The sequence below is a fragment of the Actinomadura rubrobrunea NBRC 15275 genome, assembly GCF_001552235.1.
GTDB lineage: Bacteria > Actinomycetota > Actinomycetes > Streptosporangiales > Streptosporangiaceae > Spirillospora > Spirillospora viridilutea.
Genome location: NZ_BCQU01000119.1, coordinates 1 through 17,704, shown reverse-complemented (window position 1 = coordinate 17,704; position 17,704 = coordinate 1). Strand labels below are relative to the sequence as shown.

Genomic DNA, 17,704 nt, shown 5'->3' with positions numbered 1-17,704 from the left:
GCCGGTGCCGCTGTCCACGAGTCCGCCGAAGGGTGCCTCCAGACGTTCCGCACAGCGGCCCGTGTACGAGGAGATGATCGAGCGGATGCGGGCCATCGCCGCGGGCATCCGCCTCGGCGACCCGATGTCCCCCGACACCGCCATGGGCCCGATCGTCTCCCGCGAGCAGTGCGTGGTGACGCCGGGCGCGGCCCGACGCCGCCGGGAGGCCGTGCACAGGCCGCCGCGAGTTCGTCAAATGCCCAAAGAGCAGCGGCGACACTCGAACCGCTGCCCATAGTCCAGCACTTCCGGCGGTTGTACGGTCCTTCCCACCAGCGGCCTCCCACGCCGCCGGTTCAGACATCTCCTCTCCCCCCTTCGTTCGGGCTCGGCTACCCGCAGCCTCAGCGCCCCCGATCTCGAGGACCGATCATGAACCACATCGCACGGCTCGAGCGCCTACCCCTGAGCCGCACCCATCGCAAGCTCCTTGTCATCGGCGGTCTCGGCTACACCTTCGATGGAGCCGACGCGGCGATCATCGCCTTCATCCTGCCGGTGGTCGCCCAGCAGTGGGCGCTGAGCGCCGGCCAGATCTCCCTGCTGGCCAGCGCGCTGCTCATCGGCTTCCTGATCGGCGCCCTCACCGCCGGCACGCTGGGGGACAAGCTGGGGCGCAAGAAGGTCATGCTCGGCTCGCTCGTCGCGTACACGAGCATGACGCTGGTCGCCGCGCTCGCGCCCAACTACTGGGTGCTGTTCGCCTTCCGCGTCTTGGCCGGCGTCGGCATCGGGGCGGAGAGCGCCATCATCGCCCCGTACCTCTCGGAGTTCGTGCCCGGGCGCTACAGGGGCCGGTTCATCGGTGCCGTCGCCGGGTTCTTCTCCTTCGGCTACGTCCTGTCCGCGCTGATCGGCAGGTACGTGATCTCTCCGTTCGACGACGGGTGGAGGTACGCCCAGATCATCCTGGCGCTGCCCATCCTGGCCGTGATCTGGTGGCGGCGCTCCATGCCCGAATCCCCGCGCTACCTGTTGTCGAAGGGCCGTGTGGAGGAGGCCGAGCAGGTCGTCGCCGCGCTGGAGGACTCGGTGCGCAAGGAGACCGGCGCCGCCCTGCCGCCCGTTCCGGCCGAGCCGGACGCCGCGTCGGCGACCAATCACCTGGCCCATGCCTCGATGGGCAGGAAGCTCCTGGTGCTGTGGAGCGGCCCCTACGTCAAGCGGACCTTCGTGGCCTGGGTGATGTGGTTCTGCCTCACGTTCGCCTACTACGGCTTCTTCACGATGATGCCCAAGCTTCTGGCCGACAGCGGCATGACCGTCGTGAAGTCCTTCAGCTTCGTGCTGTACATCTACCTGGCCCAGATCCCGGGCTACTTCAGCGCCGCCTTCCTGTCGGAGTACCTCGACCGCAAGCGGGCCATCGCCCTGTACCTGTCCGGGGCCACGCTGTCCGCCCTCGGTATGGCGCTGGCCGACTCCGAGGGCGCCATCATCGGCTTCGGCGCGGCGCTTTCGCTGTTCATGAACGGCGTCTACGCCCTGCTGTACACCTACACACCGGAGACCTACCCGACCGAGATCCGCGCCACCGGTCAGGGGACCGCCTCCGCCTTCGGCCGCATCGGCGGCATCATCGCCCCCTTCGCCTTCACGGCCGCGGCAGCCCACGGCGGACTGAACGCCGTCTTCAGCGTCACGTCGGCCGTCCTCCTGGCGGGCGTGCTGACCGTGCTGACCCTGGGACTCGCGACCAAGGGACGCACCCTCGAAGACCTCAGCCCCAAGGGCCGGCACCGGATGACGGATCCCGCTCCTGACACGGCTCGGCTGGGGAGCCCCGCCTCGCCCTGATCCGCAGTCGCTTGACGCGCCCCGAAACGGCACGGTCGGGGCGCGTCAAGCGCGTCCGGATACCCGACATCGCACTACTGTCAGACTGTGCGACAATATGTTCGCCTGTGAAACGGAGTAGGGGGCTGCACCGTGCTGCAACGCGTCACCGCCGTGCAGGCACTGGTCGAGGAACTGCGCCGGCAGATCCTCAGCGGCGATCTGCCGCCCGGCTCGAAACTCCCGGAGGTGGAGCTGGCCGAGCGGTTCAACGTCGCCCGCCCCACCGTACGCACCGCCCTGCAGCACCTGGTCGAGCGCAGAGTGCTGCGCCGGGACACCGGCCGCTCGGCCGTCGTACCGGAGATGAACGGCGCAGACGTACGTGACGTCTACTTCGCGCGGGAAGCCGTCGAACTGCACGTGGTCGGCCATCTGTCGGCATCGGGCCGTTCATCGAAGCGCCTGCACCAGGTGGGGCAGGCGCTGGAGCATCTGCAAAGCCTTCCCGCCGACGCCCCGTGGAGTGAGGTGGCAGAGGCCGATCTCGCTTTTCACACGGCGCTGGTCGAGGCCGCGGGAAGCGCGCGGCTGGTCCGGCTGTTCCACGGCCTGCTGGAGGAAGTGCGGATGTGCCTGGTGCAGCTGGAGGTCCACTATCCGCGCCGTGCCGACCTCGTGGACGAACATCGCCGGATCCTCGACGCTCTGGAGGCGCAGGATGCGGCTGCGGCACGGACGTTGATGCGTGCCCACCTGCACAGTGCCGTCAGGGCGCTCACAGGCCGCTGACAGCGGTGATGCGGGTGACCATCTGTTACCTGGCTGATCCGCGTCGCCCTGCCCCGGCCAGGATTGATCACGACCTGCGCGATCGATATCCATAGGAGCCTCCGCCGCCTCCGGAGGAGACGGCGGAGGCGGGAACGTCAGCGGACCGGCTCCCGCCGCGGGTCTGGCGGTTCGACCGGAACGCCACCGCGCCGCGTCTGCCGCACCCACGCGCACACCAGCACCAGAGCCGCCACGCCGACCGACCACAGCAGCTGCGGTCGCGCGGAGGCGTCGAACAGCATCGTGACCAGGACGGCGATGATGCCGACGATCGCCACCCATGTCAGGACCGGGAAGCCCCACATGCGCAGCACCAGCCGTTCCGGGGCCTCCCGCTCGTACCTGCGGCGCAGTCGCAGCTGCGATACGGCGACGACCAGCCAGACGAACAGCGCCACCGCCCCGGAGGAGTTGAGCAGGAAGGTGAAGGCGAAGTCGGGGGAGTAGTAGTTCAAGCCCACGGCGAGGAACCCGAAGGCCACGGAGGCCAAGATCGCCCGGCGCGGCACGCCTCGGGAGGTCACCCGCGTCCACGACCGGGGTGCGTCACCGCGCTCGGCGAGGGAGAACGCCATCCGGGACGCCGTGTAGATGCCCGAGTTGAGACAGGAGAGCACCGCGGTCAGCACGATGACGTCCATCGCGGGCGCGGCTCCGGGGATGCCGATGTGCTCCAGGACGGCGACGTACGGGCTGCTGCCGATCTTGCTGCTGTCCCAGGGCAGCAGTGTGATGACGACGGCGATCGGGCCCAGATAGAAGACCAGGATGCGCCAGATGACGCTGGCGATCGCCTTGGCGACGGCGCGGCCGGGGTCCTTCGACTCGGCGGCGGCGATGGTGACGATCTCGCTGCCCATGAAGCTGAAGACGACGCTCAGCATGCCGGTCACGACCGCTCCGCCGCCGCGCGGGAAGAAACCGCCGTGGCCGGTGAGGTTGTCCGTGCCGACCGGTTCGGTGCCGGGCAGCAGGCCGAAGACGGCCAGGCCGCCGAGGACGATGAAGACGACGATGGAGCCGACCTTGATGGCGGAGAACCAGAACTCGAACTCGCCGAAGGAGCCGACGGAGCACACGTTGGTGCCGGTCAGCACGACCATCACGAGCAGGGCGACGAGCCAGGCGGGGACGGCGGGCATCCAGTTGTGCACGATTGCGGCGCCGGCGGTCGCCTCTACGGCGAGGACCACCACCCAGAACCACCAGTACAGCCATCCGATGGTGAAGCCGGCCCAGCGGCCCAGGGCTAGGTCGGCGTACGAGGAGAAGGAACCGGTCGAGGGGGCGGCCGCGGACATCTCGCCCAGCATGCGCATCACCAGGACGACCAGGATTCCGGCGAGGGCATAGGAGACGATGATGGCCGGACCGGTGCTGCGGATGCCGGCGCCCGACCCGACGAACAGGCCGGCGCCGATGACTCCGCCGATAGCGATCATGCTCAGATGGCGGCCTTTGAGGCCGGGTTGCAGTTGTTGCACGAAGGGTCCCTTGCATGACTCGGAAAGGGGCCCGCCGACTGGCGGGTCCATGGAGGGGCCGCAGCCCGAGGAGGGAAGGACCGGAGGATCAGACCCGGTACCGGGCCGGGGCGAGCCGACGCGGTCGCGTCATGAGCGCGAGCCCGCCCAGGACGAGGACGATCCCGGCCCAGCGCGGGGCGGAAAGCTCCTCGTGCAGCCATACGGCGGCCAGGACGGCGGCGACGGCCGGTTCCAGCAGGGAGACGGTGACCGCGGTCGGGGCGCCGAGTCGGTCGACGCCGTGGGCGAAGAGGGCGTAGGCGACGGCGGTTGTGCACACGCCGAGGTAGAGCACGCCGATCAGACGCCCGGTGTCGGCGGCCGCCCAGGACACGGCGCCGGGCAGCCAGAGAACGAGGGTCACGGCGCCGCCCGCGAAGATGGCGGCCACCGCGGTGGCGGGGCCGTGCCGCCGGGCCACCAGCTGGATCGTGTCGGCCTGCGCCGCGTACAGGCCTGCCGCCAGGCCCGCGAGGGCGATGCCGGGCAGGCTGAAGGAGAGGGCACCGCCCGGCAGGGACACCAGGGCGATGCCGGTAACGGCCAAGGCGGTGGCGACGGCCCAGGTGCGGGTGACGGACCGCCCGGTGACGAGGCGGGCGGTGAGGCCCGCGACGACCGGTGCGCCACCGATAGCGATCACCGTGCTCGTGGCCACCCCCGACAGTTCGACGGCGTGGAAATAGCAGACCGAAAAGCCCGACACGGCCACTGAGCCGATGGCGACTGCCCGCAACTCCCGTCGCTGCCAGGGCACATGACCCATCCGGCGGCGCCGGGCCAGTACGTACAGGGTCGCGGCGCCGATCATCAGGCGCAGCTCCGCCACGTGCAGCAGGTTCTCGGCCGGGAACCGGGACGTCACCGGACCCAGGGTTCCCCAGATGACGGCGGCGCCGGCCGCCGCGGCGGCGGCCCGGCCGGTCGGCGAGCGCTGTCGTGACGAGGGAGACCGAGGGGCACTGGCCGGGACGGTCGTGTGCGAGCGGGCATGAGGCGGCACGCAGATCTCCGAAGTGCTCGGGGGATTGGGGCGGCTTCGCGAAATGCCACTGGTGCCGAGGACCGTAGAGCGCTCATGCGACGGCGAACCATGTGCAGGCGTCGAAAGTCGTCGCCGCCATCTCTGAACAGCCGGCGAGAGACACGCGGCGCGGAATCGTAGACGATCCGCTTGTTGGCAATGCCGGTCGGCTTCTGGTCGCAACCCCGCCCCGGCTCCTTCCTTCGACGAACCCGGAGAAAGACCAATGAGCGAGAAGCGTTGGGTCACCTTCGACTGCTTCGGCACCCTCGTGGACTGGCGCCACGGCATCGCCACCGGCATCGAGCTCGTCGCCCCCGGCAAGGGCCGGGAGCTGCTGGATGTCTACAACCGCCACGAGCCGCAGGTGCAGAGCGAGCACCCCGGCATGCGCTACAGCGACGTCCTGGTGGAGACCCTGAAGCGCGCGGCCGCCGAGGCGAAGCTCGACCTGGTGGAGGACCAGTTCCAGGTCCTGAGGGCCGCCATCCCGTTCTGGCCCGTCTTCCCCGATACCCAGCAGGCCCTGCGCGAGCTGCAGGAGGCCGGCTGGAACCTCGCCCTGCTCACAAACTGCGACCGCGTCGTCATCGGCGAGACCCAGCGCCGCCTGCAGATCCAGTTCGACGCGATCGTCACCGCTGAGGACTCCGGCGCCTACAAGCCGGCCCACAACCACTTCGAGTACTTCGAGAAGTCCCTCGGGGTCACCCGTGACCGCTGGGTGCACGTGGCGCAGAGCTACTTCCACGACATGGTGCCGGCCGGCCGGCTCGGCATCGCCCGCGTATGGATCAACCGCCTTGATGAGAAGGACGACCCGTCGATCGCCCATGCCGTCCGCCGTGACCTGACGGACCTGGCGGCCACCGTCAACGAGGTCCACGAGAAGTTCAACGGCTGACCGCCGCTGCGGTCCGTGCCGGGCCCTCCCAGCGCCCCGGTGCCCGGCACGGACCTCAGCTCGACCCGCACGAGGAGTCGCAACCGCCATGACCAGCTTGTCCCCGCACCTGCGCCAAGCCACCCCCGTCACCGTCGAACGCGGCGAAGGCGTCCACGTCTACGGCACCGACGGCCGCCGCTACCTGGACTTCACCGCCGGCATCGGTGTCACCAGCACGGGCCACTGCCACCCGCGTGTGGTCGCCGCCGCCCAGGAGCAGGTCGGCAAGCTCATCCACGGCCAGTACACGACCGTCATGCACCAGCCGCTCCAGCGATTGGTCGAGCGGCTCGGGGACGTGCTGCCCGCCGGGCTGGACAGCCTGTTCTTCGCCAACTCCGGCAGCGAGGCCGTCGAGGCGGCCCTGAGGCTGGCCCGGCAGGCCACCGGCCGCCCCAACATCGTCGTCTTCCACGGCGGCTTCCACGGACGCACCGTCGCCGCGGCCTCGATGACCACGTCCGGCACCAGGTTCCGTACCGGCTTCTCCCCGCTGATGTCGGGCGTCGCCGTCGCCCCGTTCCCCGCGGCCTCCCGCTACGGCTGGGACCAGGAGACCGCCACACGCTTCGCGCTCAGCGAGCTCGACTACCTGCTCCAGACCGTCACCGCCCCGCAGGACACGGCGGCCTTCGTCGTCGAGCCGGTGCTCGGCGAGGGCGGCTACATCCCGGCCGACCCCGCCTTCCTGCGCGGGCTGCGCGAGCGCGCCGACCGCTACGGCATCGTGCTCGTCATCGACGAGATCCAGACCGGCTTCGGCCGCACCGGCCGCTTCTGGGGCCACGACCACGCCGAGGACGTCCGCCCGGACGTCATCACCATCGCCAAGGGCCTGGCCAGCGGCTTTCCGCTGTCCGGCATCGCCGCCTCTGAGGAATTGATGAGCAAGGCGCACCCCGGCTCGCAGGGCGGCACCTACGGCGGCAACGCCGTCGCGTGCGCGGCCGCGGTCGCCACCCTCGACGTGATCCGCGACGAGAGGCTGGTGGAGAACGCCGACGCCATGGGGCGGCGACTGCGCGCCGGCCTGGAGGAGGTCGCCCGCGCCACTCCGGGCATCGCCGACGTCCGCGGACTGGGCCTGATGCTCGCCAACGAGTTCGTCACCGCCGACGGATCCCCCGACCCGGCCACCGCCGCCCGGGTGCAGCAGGCCGCCGCCGCCGAGGGACTGCTGTTGTTGCTGTGCGGTCCGTGGCACAACGTCGTGCGCATGATGCCGGCGCTGGTCATCGACGAGGCCGCCGTCGACGAAGGGCTCGCCGCTTGGCAGGCCGCCGTCGCCAAGGGCACGGCCGCCGCGTCATGACCGGCACGTCCCTCTCTCCGGTCACCGCTGAGGACCTGGTGGAGGCACTGCGCCTGGAGGTGCCGTCCCTGCGGACCGACGCCTCCGGCGGCCGGCGCGCGCAGTACTCCTACGACGCGTCCAACTACCGGGTGCCGCCGCTGGCCGTGGCGTTCCCCGCGACCGCTGACGAGGTCGCCGCCGCGCACCGGGTCTGCCACCGGCTCGGCGTGCCCGTCACCGTCCGCGGCGCGGGCACCAGCATGGCCGGCAACGCCCTCGGGACCGGCCTCGTCCTGGACCTGTCCCGTCACATGCGCCGCGTCCTGGAGATCGACCCGTCCGCGCGGACGGCGCGCGTCGAGGCCGGCATCGTCCTCGACGACCTCCAGGCCGCCGTCGCCCCGCACGGGCTGGTCTTCGGCCCGGACCCGTCCTCGCACAATCGCTGCACCATCGGCGGGATGATCGGCAATGACGCGTGCGGCAACCACTCCGTACGCTACGGCCGCACCGGCGAGCACCTCCTCGGCCTCGACCTGGTCCTGGCCGACGGCACCCGCGTGGTCGCGGACCGCGACGGGCTGCACGCCGTGGACGAGGCGGACCGGGAACGGGTGGCGCGGCTGACGGCGAGCCTGCGCGGCGTCGTCGAGGCGAACCTGGCGGCGATCCGCCTGACTCTAGGCCGCATCCCGCGCCAGATCTCCGGCTACCAGCTCCAGCACCTGCTGCCCGAGAACGGGTTCGACGTCGTACGGGCCCTGGCCGGAACGGAGGGGACCTGCGCCACGGTGGTCTCTGCCACCGTGCGTCTGAGGCCGAAGCCGCCGGCCTCGCTGCTCATAGCACTCGGCTACGACGATGTCGTCGACGCGGCCGAGGACGTGCCGCTGATCCTGACGTTCTCCCCGGCCGCCGTCGAGGGCATGGACGAGGCGATGGTGGCCGCCATGCGCCATCGCCGGGGCGCATCCTCCGTGACCGGACTGCCCGAAGGCCGCGCCTGGCTGTACGTCGACCTCGACGGGGACGACCCGCGGCAGGTGACCGCGGATGCCGAACGCCTCCTGGGCGAGCTGAAGGCGGCGGGCCGGATGGTCTCCGGTCGACTGATCACCGACCGCTCCGAGCGCGCCTCGTTGTGGCGGGTGCGCGAGGACGGCGCGGGCCTGGCCTCCCGGCTCACCGACGGCAGCGCGACCTGGCCCGGCTGGGAGGACGCGGCGGTCGCCCCCGACCGGCTGTCGGGCTATCTGCGCGACTTTCGCGCCCTCATGGCCGAACACCGGCTCACCGGCGTACTGTACGGCCACTTCGGCGCGGGCTGCGTCCACGTACGGCTCGACTTCCGCCCCGACACCGCCGAGGGCCGCGCCGCCATGCGCGCCTTCCTCGCCGAGGCCGCCCGGCTCGTCGTACGGCACGGGGGAACCCTCTCCGGCGAGCACGGCGACGGCCGAGCCCGCAGCGAGCTGCTGTCGGTGATGTACGACCAGCAGATGCTGGACGCCTTCGCGGCCTTCAAGCACGCCTGGGATCCCGAGGGCCTGCTCAACCCGGGCATCCTCGTCGACCCCCGCCCACTGGACGCGGACCTCGCCCTCGACACGGGCAGGACCACCGCCACTTCGACGGTGTTCGCCCTGCGGGAAGACCCGGGAGGCATCACCGCGGCCGCCAACCGCTGTGTGGGCGTGGGCCGATGCCGTAGCCACATCGGCGGTGTGATGTGTCCCAGCTACCGGGCCACCGGCGACGAACAGCACTCCACCCGCGGTCGGGCGCGGACCTTGCAGGAGATGCTGCGCGGGGCGCTGCCCGGCGGCTGGCGCTCCCGGGACGCCCGTGAGGCACTTGACCTGTGCCTGTCGTGCAGGGCGTGCTCCAGCGACTGCCCGGTCGGCGTCGACATGGCGACGTACAAGTCGGAGTTCCTGCACCACCACTACAAATGGCGCCTGCGTCCCCTCTCGCATTACTCGCTCGGCTGGCTACCGCTGTGGGCGGCGCTCGCCGGACGCATGCCTCGGCCGGTCAACGCGGTGATGGGCAGCCGTCTCGGGCCATGGATCGCCCGCCTGGGCGGGGTGACGCCGAAGCGGCGCCTGCCCGCGTTCCACGGACACCGCGCGTGGCTGCGCGGTGTGGCGGAGACGGCGCAAGCGCCCGCGGCGGTCCTCGTGGTGGACTCGTTCACGAAGGCCTTCCGACCCGAACTGGCCGGAGCCGCCTTCCGAGTTCTCGCCGACGCCGGGCTGCCCGCCCAGGCGCGCGGCGACGTCTGCTGCGGCCTGACCTGGATCACCACCGGCCAACTCGGCATCGCCCGGCGCGTGTTGGGCCGAACGGCCGCCGTCCTCGACGCGACCGAGGGGCCGATCGTCGTCACGGAGCCCAGCTGCGCCGCGGCTCTCGCCAAGGATCTGCCGGAGCTGGTGGACAGCGAGGCGGCCCGCCGTGTCGCCGCGCGGGTGCAGACCTTCGCCGGGGCGCTCGCCGAGCGCGTCGCCGCGGGGTGGAGGCCCCGGCGGGTACCCGACGAGGTGCTGCTTCAGACCCACTGCCACCAATACGCCGTCTTCGGTGCCGGACAGCAGCGCGACCTCCTGCGCGACCTCGGCATCGACAAGATCACCGAGGTCGCCGGCTGCTGCGGCGCGGCCGGCAACTTCGGCTTCGAGCAGGAGCATTACGACATCTCGCTCGCCGTCGCCGACCAGGCGCTGCGCCACCGGCTGGAAGCCGTCGCGCCCGGGACACCGGTCCTGGCCGACGGGATCAGCTGCCAGATGCAGATCGAGCACCTCGTCGGAGACGGCCGCCCCGGCGCCGTCCACCTGGCACAGCTCCTGGACGACCCCCAACCCCCTTCGCCCTCCTGACCTTGGGAGACACGCACATGGCCGACACCAACGACATCAGGACGGACGTCATCGCGGACGTCCCCCGGCAGCTGTTCATCGCGGGCCGGTGGGTCCCGGCGGCCGACGGCCGGACCTTCGCCGTGGAGAACCCCGCCACCGAGACACGGCTGTGCGAGATCGCCGACGGCGGCGCGGCCGACGGCGCCCACGCCGTCGAGGCGGCGGTGGCGGCCCAGGGCTCCTGGGCGCGCACCGCGCCGCGGGTGCGCGGCGAGATCCTGCGCCGCGCCTTCGAGCTGATCGTCGAGCGCACCGACGAGCTGGCGATGCTGGTGACCCTGGAGATGGGCAAGCCGCTCGCCGAGGCGCGTGGCGAGGTGGCGTACGCCGCCGAGTTCTTCCGCTGGTTCTCCGAGGAGGCGGTCCGCATCGACGGTGGCATGACGACCACGCCCGACGGCCGCAACCGGATCATGGTCATGCGGCAGCCCGTCGGCCCCTGCATGCTGATCACCCCGTGGAACTTCCCCCTGGCGATGGGCACCCGCAAGATCGGCCCCGCGGTCGCCGCCGGCTGCACGATGGTCCTCAAGCCCGCCCCTCAGACCCCGCTGTCCAGCCTCGCGCTGGCCCGGATCCTCCAAGAGGCCGGGCTGCCCGACGGCGTCCTCAACGTCGTCACCACCACCCGCGCCCAAGACGTCGTCGAACCGGCCCTGCGCGGCGGCGACATCCGCAAGCTGTCCTTCACCGGCTCCACCGCCGTCGGCCGGCTGCTGCTCGCCCAGTGCGCGGACACGGTCGTCCGGACCTCGATGGAACTCGGCGGCAACGCCCCTTTCATCGTCTTCGAGGACGCCGACCTCGACGCCGCCGTCGAAGGCGCGATGACGGCGAAGATGCGCAACATGGGCGAGGCGTGCACGGCGGCCAACCGGCTGTTCGTCCATCGGTCCGTCGCGAAAGAGTTCGCCGAGCGCCTCGCCGCACGGATGGCCGCCCTCACCGTGGGGCCGGGCACCCGCGACGGCGTCCAGGTCGGCCCCCTCATCGACGCCGCGAGCAAGCAGAAGGTGACGTCTCTCGTCGAGGACGCGGTCGCCAAGGGCGCCGAGGTCGTCGCCGTCGGCACCGTCCCGCAGGGCGCGGGCCACTTCTACCCGCCGACGGTCCTGGCCCAGGTCAGCCGGGACAGCGACATGCTGACCACCGAGATCTTCGGCCCCGTCGCGCCGGTGATCGCCTTCGACGACGAGGACGAGGTCGTGGGCATGGCCAACGACACCGACTGGGGACTCGTCGGCTACCTCTTCACCCAGGACCTCGACCGCGCCCTGAACGTCAGCGAACGTCTGGAGGTCGGCATGGTCGGCCTCAACACCGGCCTGGTCTCCAACCCGGCCGCGCCCTTCGGCGGCGTCAAGCAGTCCGGTCTGGGCCGGGAAGGCGGACGGGTCGGCATCGAGGAGTTTCTGGAGTACAAGTACATCGCCGTACCCGTGCGGGACCGCTCGGCGTCATGAGTGCGTTCGCACCCGGCAGAAAGGGCAGGGGACGACAGCCAGGCCGGCCGCGAAAGGGCTCAGTGAAGGCGTCGCAGCCAGGACTCGACGAGCTCACCCCGGTCAACCTGCGAAGCACTCCCGAGGTCATCGCCGACCGGCTGCGGGAGCAGATCGTCTCCGGCGCCTTCGCGCCGGGCAGCCGGATGATCGAGCCGCAGCTGGGGGCCCGTCTGGGAGTCAGCCGCGGCCCGGTCCGCGAGGCGCTCCAACGCCTCGTCCAGGAAGGTCTGCTGAGGAACATCCCCAACCGCGGCGTGTTCGTCGTCGAATTGGACGTCGCCGACATCATGGACATCTACACTGCGCGGCGTGCGGTCGAACGCGAGGCGGCGACCCTGCTGCACCGCGGCAGATCCCGGCACCATCTGGAGCGGCTCGCCGCCGTTGTCGAGGAGATGCGCGCCCTGGCCGACCAGGGCGACCCTCGCCTCATCGCCGAACAGGACCTGGCCTTCCACAGCGCCCTCGTCGACGCCGCCGAGAGCCCCAGGCTCAGCAGGATGTTCGCCACCCTGCTCGCCGAGACCCGGATCTGCCTGGCCAACCTCATGCACCATTATCCGCGGCAGGAGCTGCTCGTCGCCGAACACCAGCACCTGCTGGTCCTGCTCCAGGGCGAAGACGAGCAGGCCCTCCTGGACGCCGTCAACGCGCACCTGGACTCGGCGGTGCGTGATCTGACGGGCGCCGACGGGGACTGAAGACACCGCCGTCTCCCGCCCCCTGCGCCCACCGACCATTTTTCGGAGGACTCGCATGCCCGAACAGTCCACAAACGCCGCTCGGCTCCAGGCGTCTGCCCGCGACCACCTTCTCCTTCATTTCGGTCAGCACGCGAGTCTGCGCAACGGGCAGCACGTGTTCCTGCCGGAGCGAGGGGAAGGCGTCTACCTCTACGACGCCGCCGGAAAGCGCTACATCGACGGGCTGTCGGCTCTTTTCTGCGCCCAGCTCGGCTACTCCTACGGCCCCGAGTTCGCCAAGGCGGCCGAACGACAGCTGAGCCGCCTGCCGTTCAGCACCCTGTGGAACACCGCGCACCCCGCGGCGATCGAGCTTGCCGAACGCCTCGCCGCTTTGGCCCCCGACGGCATCAACCGCGTCTTCTTCACCTCCGGCGGCTCGGAGTCAGTGGAGTCCGCGTGGAAGCTCGCCCGCATGTACCACGTGGCTCAGGGCCAGCCGCAGCGCACCAAGGCGATCGCCCGCCGCACCGCCTACCACGGCCAGACCATGGGCGCCCTCGCCCTGACCGGCATTCCGGCGCTCAAGGAACCTTTCGGCGCTCCGGCGCTGGACGTCACCCACGTCCCGAACACCAACCGCTATCGCACGACCGACGCCGACGAGGAAGCCTTCACCTCCCGGCTGCTGGCCGAGACCGAGGCGGCGGTGCTGGAGGCCGGCCCGGAGCGCGTGTCCCTGCTGATCGCCGAACCCGTGCAGAACGCCGGCGGCTGCTTCACGCCCCCGGCGGGTTACTGGGCAGGGCTGCGGGCGATGGCCGACCGCTACGGCTTCCTCCTGGTCGCCGACGAGGTCATCACCGGATTCGGCCGGATCGGCGACTACTTCTCCGTGTCCAGGTACGGTGCCGTACCAGACATGATCACCACGGCCAAGGGACTCACCTCGTCGTACGCCGCGCTCGGCGCCGTCCTGGTCTCCGACAAGGTGGCCGAGCCCTTCTACGGCGACGGAGTCACCCTCCTGCACGGCTTGACCTTCGCCGGACACCCGGTCGCCGCCGCGATCGCGCTGACCAACCTCGACGTCTTCGAGCGGGACGGCGTACTGGACAACGTTCGCGCCCTGACCGGGCACCTCCGCGCGCGGCTCGCCGAACTGACCGAGCTGGACATCGTCGGCGACGTGCGCGGTGACGGCTTCTTCTGGGCGCTCGAACTCGTCGACGGGCCGGACGGCGAGCGCTTCGCCGCGGACCGCAAGAACGAACTGATCAAACGCTTCCTCCCAACGCGCATGCGCGACCTGGGCCTCCTGGCGCGCGCGGACGACCGGGGCGATCCGGTCGTACAGATCGCACCCCCGCTGATCTCCACCCGGGAGGAACTCGACGAGATCGTCGACCTGCTGGCCCAGGCCCTGGCCGACGCCGACCGCCGCTTCCTCCACGACCGCTGACCCGCCTGCCATCCGAAACATCAAGGACCAGCACATGCCGAACGTTTCCAGCACATCCGCCGCCCAGCCCCCGGCCAAACCCCAAGTCTCTCCGGACCAGTTCTTCGCGGTCGACATCCGCGTGGGCCGCGTCACGGACGTAGAGTCGTTCCCCGAAGCCCGTCGGCCCGCCTGGAAGCTCACCGTCGACTTCGGAGCCGAGATCGGGACCCTGCGCACCAGTGCGCAGGTCACCAACTACCGGCGGGAAGAGCTCCTGGGCCGTCTCGTCGTCGGCGTGGTCAACATCGGCGCCAAGCGGATCGCCGGTTTCAAGAGCGAGTTCCTCCTCCTGGGCGCGCAGGACGGCGACGGCACCGTCCACCTGCTCGATCCCGGAACCGGTGTCAGCCCCGGCGACGTCATCTGCTGAGTCGCCGGCTGGAGCCGCGGCGGCGTCCAGCCTCGCGATCGGCCGCTCGCTCAGGACCGGTGCCGGGCGAGCGGCCGTTGTCCAGCCGCTGTCCGATCGCCCTGATGGGGCCTGGGCGGCGGCGGAGCATCAGGCATTCCCGCCGGAAGGCGCCCCTGGACGACCGCGGTGAAGACCATCGCGCGGTAGCCGCGGGTCCGGGGCCTCGGGGCCGCACGTGTGCGGCGAGGGCGCACCCGACGCCTTCTCCCGTGCGGTCGGGTCGACCATGAAGCCGGCATCGGCCATCGGCCGCCTGCGCGGCGTGCCGCGCGCAATGAAGGCATTCTCTCCATGTCAGTTTGTCTGACAGTATGTTCCCAGCTGTGAGAGGAGAAGAGGCCCTTCTCGCTCACGCCCCCGGGACGCTGCGGGAGGCCGCCGTGCTACAGGAGCTTCAGGACATCATCAACGGCATCTCCGCCGAGGTCGGCGTACCGACGTCGCTGACGGACACCCGCTTGAACTCCATCGTGTTCGGGCCTCATGAGGATGCCGAAATCGACTCTGTCCGCCGACGCGCGCTGCTCCTGCGGTCGACCCCGGAATGGGTCCGCGAATGGTTCGGCCGACACGACATCGACAAGGCGACCGCCCCGGTACGCATTCCGGCGGACCCGGAACGCGAGCTGGCCAGTCGGGTCGTGGTTCCTGCCCGCTGGGCGTCGACCACCTGCGGCTACATCTGCCTCCTCGACGTTCGTCAGGAGTTGGACGAGACCCGCATGGACGCGGTCATGGAAGCGGCGGCCCAGGTGGGACGCATTCTCTACCTGGATCAGCAGGCCCGGCACAGTGACGCCGACCTGCTCAGGGACCTCGTCCGGGGATCGGCGGCCGTACGCGGCAAGGCGGCCGATCGTCTGAGCGAGCAGGGGCGGTTCCCCGTCGGCTGGCCGGTCGTCGTCATATTCCTGCGGCCCGTGCGCGGCGGGTTCGGCACGGACGCCCTGGCGCACTGGCTGTGGCGTGACCACGGCGGACTCTCTCGCGGTGCCCTCAGATGCCTCGACGCGGAAGGAGCCGTGGTCCTCACGGCGGTCCCGCCGACGGCGGACCCAGGGCACACCGAACGCATCATCGATCACCTGCTCGCCGACGCTCGCGATCTCCCCGAGCTCGTGGTCGGCATCGGCGACCCGCAGTCCGATCTGCATGACGCCCACCTGTCGTACGAACACGCACAGTTGGCCGCGCGGGCCGCCACGGTCTGGCCGGCGACGGGTCCGGTGTGCTCCTGGGATCGGCTCGGCGCGCTGCGTGTTCTGATCAGTACCCCGGACCACCTGCTGCGGGACCTGATGGACCCGCGGGTGGCGCTGCTCAAGCAGGCCCGGCCCTCCCAGCCGAACCTGATCGACACCCTTGAGACCTATCTCGACTCCGGCTGCGACAACCAGGCCACCGCGGCGCGTCTGCACGTGCACCGAGGCACCGTCTACTACCGTCTGGAGAAGGCCGCATGCCTGAGCGGAATGGACCTGAGTGACGGGCTGGACCGGCTCGCCCTGCACCTGGGCATCAAACTGCTCCGGCTGATCGACTCCAAGGCCGACCGAGCGCAATCGCTCTGAACGTCTGCCGTACGGCGGGGCCCGTTCTTCGCAACGGATGTCCATGGTCCGCGCTGGACGCGGTTCCTAGCGTGAACAGCAGCCTGCTGCCACACCCGCGAAGGAGCTCGCCGTGGACGCCCTCTACCTGGTCAACGCCCGGATCATCGACGGAAGCGGTTCGGATCCCGTCCAGGCAGGGTGGATACGCGTCGAGGGCCGGCGCATCACGGGAATGGGCGGGTCACCTGTCCGCACCGGCCGCAACCAGGTCATCGACGTCGGCGGCCGCACCGTCCTGCCGGGGCTGATCGACGCCCACACCCACCTCGCGGCCACCGAGATGCTCAACCTGGTGGACACCGTGTCCCGCCCCGTGCTGGCCGCGAAGACCTTCGCGAACATGCGTCAGACCCTGGCGGCCGGATTCACCACGGTGCGCGACGCCGGCTTCACCGACTACGGCTTCAAGCAGGCGGTGGAGCGGGGCCTCGTCCCCGGGCCGCGGATGTTCCTGGCGACCGGCCCCCTGAGCCAGACCGGCGGGCACAGCGACTTCCGCCCGGCCGAGGTGCAGGACCGGCAGCGGCGCAGCGACGGCCTGTACCACCCGGGAGTGGTCGTCGACGGCGTGCCGCAGTGCCAGTGGGGCGCTCGCGAGGTGCTGCGCCGCGGAGCGGACCAGATCAAGATCATGGCCGGGGGCGGCTGCACCTCCCCGACGGACCATGTGACGCACACGCAGTTCACCGCCGAGGAGATCGCGGCCATCGTCCACGAGGCACGGGCCCGGCGCACCCATGTGATGGCGCACGCCTACACCCCCGAGTCGATCCTGACCTGCGTCGCCGCCGGCGTACGCAGTATCGAGCACGCCAACCTGGTCGACGAGGAGGCCGCCGAGGCCATGGCCGTCGCCGGCACGTTCGCCGTACCGACCATCGCCACGTTCGATCTCCTCGTCCGCGACGGCCGGGAACACGGGCTCACGGAAGACAGCGCCGCACAGGCCGCCCTTGTCCTGGAGCGGGCGTACGAGGCCCTGCGCATCCTTCGCGACAAGGGTGTGCGCATCGGTTCGGGCTCGGACGTCCTCGGCGCGCATCAGCCCTTCAAGGCGCTGGAGCTCCAGCTGAAGGCGTCCGTGCTGGGGCCGATGGACGCCCTCGTGGCCGCGACCAGAACCAACGCCGAGCTGCTCGGCCTCGACGACCTCGGGACCCTTGCGCCCGGGAAGATCGCCGACCTGGTCGTCGTGGACGGGGACCCGCTCGACGACATCTCGATCCTGCAGGACAGCGGCCGCATCCACCTGGTCGTCAAGGACGGCCAGGTGGCGGTCGACAGGGCCGGCCTCTCCTCTGTTGCGTCCCAGAGGGTTCGGCGTCTGACGCCGGAGACGGAAGAGTCGTGTCATGACCACCGCGGTGTCGCCCACGACGATGACGGATCCGCGGAGAAACAGCGAGGCGCGTCGGTCCGGATCCCGCTCCCACGCCTTGATGATCAAGATGCGGCGCAACGGGCACGTCGCTGACCGCACCGACAGGCGAATCGGCGGATCGACGTGTGGGTTTCGATGTCGTTGAGGAAGCCGCGCCGCGGGAACCGGGCTGACGCCCGCTGACGTCCCGCGTGCCCGTCGGCCGGGGTCCGCGTGCGCGGCGCGCCTCCGCGCCGGGCG

General features: G+C 70.8%; 14 protein-coding genes. 12 read left to right on the top strand and 2 right to left on the bottom strand.

The features are described 5' to 3' along the window. Positions 1–4 precede the first annotated feature (4 nt). The 3 genes from AR3_RS26245 to AR3_RS26235 all read left to right on the top strand — a co-directional run bounded on the left by AR3_RS26245 (position 5) and on the right by AR3_RS26235 (position 2,610). Entirely contained in the window at positions 5–280 is a 276-nt protein-coding gene (locus AR3_RS26245; RefSeq protein WP_083952033.1) for an aldehyde dehydrogenase family protein, read from the top strand. Between the two features lie 134 nt (positions 281–414). After that, entirely contained in the window at positions 415–1,839 is a 1,425-nt protein-coding gene (locus AR3_RS26240; protein WP_067917885.1) for an MFS transporter, read from the top strand. Positions 1,840–1,971: 132 nt separating this feature from the next. Beyond that, the gene (locus tag AR3_RS26235) at positions 1,972–2,610 is read left to right on the top strand and encodes a GntR family transcriptional regulator (protein WP_067917884.1); all 639 of its coding nucleotides are present in this window, start codon (positions 1,972–1,974) and stop codon (positions 2,608–2,610) included. Between the two features lie 137 nt (positions 2,611–2,747). On the opposite strand, the gene AR3_RS26230 is transcribed toward AR3_RS26235, so the two are convergent. Continuing rightward, positions 2,748–4,136 carry an amino acid permease gene (locus AR3_RS26230; protein WP_227023039.1) on the bottom strand — a complete coding sequence of 463 codons (1,389 nt, stop codon included), beginning with the start codon at positions 4,134–4,136 and terminating at the stop codon, positions 2,748–2,750. Positions 4,137–4,224: 88 nt separating this feature from the next. Beyond that, positions 4,225–5,493, bottom strand: a complete 1,269-nt coding sequence (locus AR3_RS32710) for a DMT family transporter (RefSeq protein ID WP_281179293.1) — start codon at positions 5,491–5,493, stop codon at positions 4,225–4,227. Between AR3_RS32710 and AR3_RS26220 the strand changes: the two genes are divergently transcribed. The 9 genes from AR3_RS26220 to AR3_RS26180 all read left to right on the top strand — a co-directional run bounded on the left by AR3_RS26220 (position 5,429) and on the right by AR3_RS26180 (position 17,557). Then, positions 5,429–6,106, top strand: coding sequence for an HAD family hydrolase (locus AR3_RS26220; protein WP_067917875.1), 678 nt, complete (start codon positions 5,429–5,431; stop codon positions 6,104–6,106). The genes AR3_RS32710 and AR3_RS26220 overlap by 65 nt on opposite strands. Positions 6,107–6,194: 88 nt before the next feature. Continuing rightward, complete coding sequence (locus AR3_RS26215) at positions 6,195–7,460, top strand: aspartate aminotransferase family protein (protein ID WP_067917873.1); 1,266 nt, start codon at positions 6,195–6,197, stop codon at positions 7,458–7,460. Next, entirely contained in the window at positions 7,457–10,324 is a 2,868-nt protein-coding gene (locus tag AR3_RS26210; RefSeq protein WP_067917894.1) for an FAD-binding and (Fe-S)-binding domain-containing protein, read from the top strand. The genes AR3_RS26215 and AR3_RS26210 overlap by 4 nt, the downstream gene beginning before the upstream one ends. A 17-nt stretch (positions 10,325–10,341) precedes the next feature. Further along, positions 10,342–11,829: an NAD-dependent succinate-semialdehyde dehydrogenase gene (locus AR3_RS26205; RefSeq protein WP_217998781.1), complete on the top strand. Its 1,488-nt coding sequence runs from the start codon at positions 10,342–10,344 to the stop codon at positions 11,827–11,829. Positions 11,830–11,891: 62 nt separating this feature from the next. Continuing rightward, positions 11,892–12,572 (top strand): GntR family transcriptional regulator, encoded by a 681-nt coding sequence (locus tag AR3_RS26200; RefSeq protein ID WP_217998779.1) that lies wholly within the window; start codon positions 11,892–11,894, stop codon positions 12,570–12,572. Positions 12,573–12,627: 55 nt separating this feature from the next. Beyond that, complete coding sequence (locus AR3_RS26195; RefSeq protein ID WP_067917871.1) at positions 12,628–14,016, top strand: aspartate aminotransferase family protein; 1,389 nt, start codon at positions 12,628–12,630, stop codon at positions 14,014–14,016. Between the two features lie 34 nt (positions 14,017–14,050). Beyond that, on the top strand, positions 14,051–14,428 hold the full coding sequence (locus tag AR3_RS26190) for a tRNA-binding protein (protein WP_067917869.1): 378 nt from the start codon (positions 14,051–14,053) through the stop codon (positions 14,426–14,428). A gap of 422 nt (positions 14,429–14,850) precedes the next feature. Then, the gene (locus AR3_RS26185; protein ID WP_169803895.1) at positions 14,851–16,041 is read left to right on the top strand and encodes a PucR family transcriptional regulator; all 1,191 of its coding nucleotides are present in this window, start codon (positions 14,851–14,853) and stop codon (positions 16,039–16,041) included. Positions 16,042–16,153: 112 nt separating this feature from the next. Next, positions 16,154–17,557, top strand: a complete 1,404-nt coding sequence (locus AR3_RS26180) for a metal-dependent hydrolase family protein (protein WP_067917865.1) — start codon at positions 16,154–16,156, stop codon at positions 17,555–17,557. The last annotated feature ends 147 nt before the right edge of the window (positions 17,558–17,704 follow it).

What these genes read in the sequence shown, in the direction of transcription:
- AR3_RS26205 (WP_217998781.1), top strand. Translation starts at nt 10,342, where the DNA reads ATGGCCGACACCAACGACATCAGGACGGACGTCATCGCGGACGTCCCC.
- AR3_RS26210 (WP_067917894.1), top strand. Translation starts at nt 7,457, where the DNA reads ATGACCGGCACGTCCCTCTCTCCGGTCACCGCTGAGGACCTGGTGGAG.
- AR3_RS32710 (WP_281179293.1), bottom strand. Translation starts at nt 5,493, where the DNA reads ATGCCGTGGCGCCAGTCCACGAGGGTGCCGAAGCAGTCGAAGGTGACC.
- AR3_RS26220 (WP_067917875.1), top strand. Translation starts at nt 5,429, where the DNA reads ATGAGCGAGAAGCGTTGGGTCACCTTCGACTGCTTCGGCACCCTCGTG.
- AR3_RS26190 (WP_067917869.1), top strand. Translation starts at nt 14,051, where the DNA reads ATGCCGAACGTTTCCAGCACATCCGCCGCCCAGCCCCCGGCCAAACCC.
- AR3_RS26240 (WP_067917885.1), top strand. Translation starts at nt 415, where the DNA reads ATGAACCACATCGCACGGCTCGAGCGCCTACCCCTGAGCCGCACCCAT.
- AR3_RS26195 (WP_067917871.1), top strand. Translation starts at nt 12,628, where the DNA reads ATGCCCGAACAGTCCACAAACGCCGCTCGGCTCCAGGCGTCTGCCCGC.
- AR3_RS26215 (WP_067917873.1), top strand. Translation starts at nt 6,195, where the DNA reads ATGACCAGCTTGTCCCCGCACCTGCGCCAAGCCACCCCCGTCACCGTC.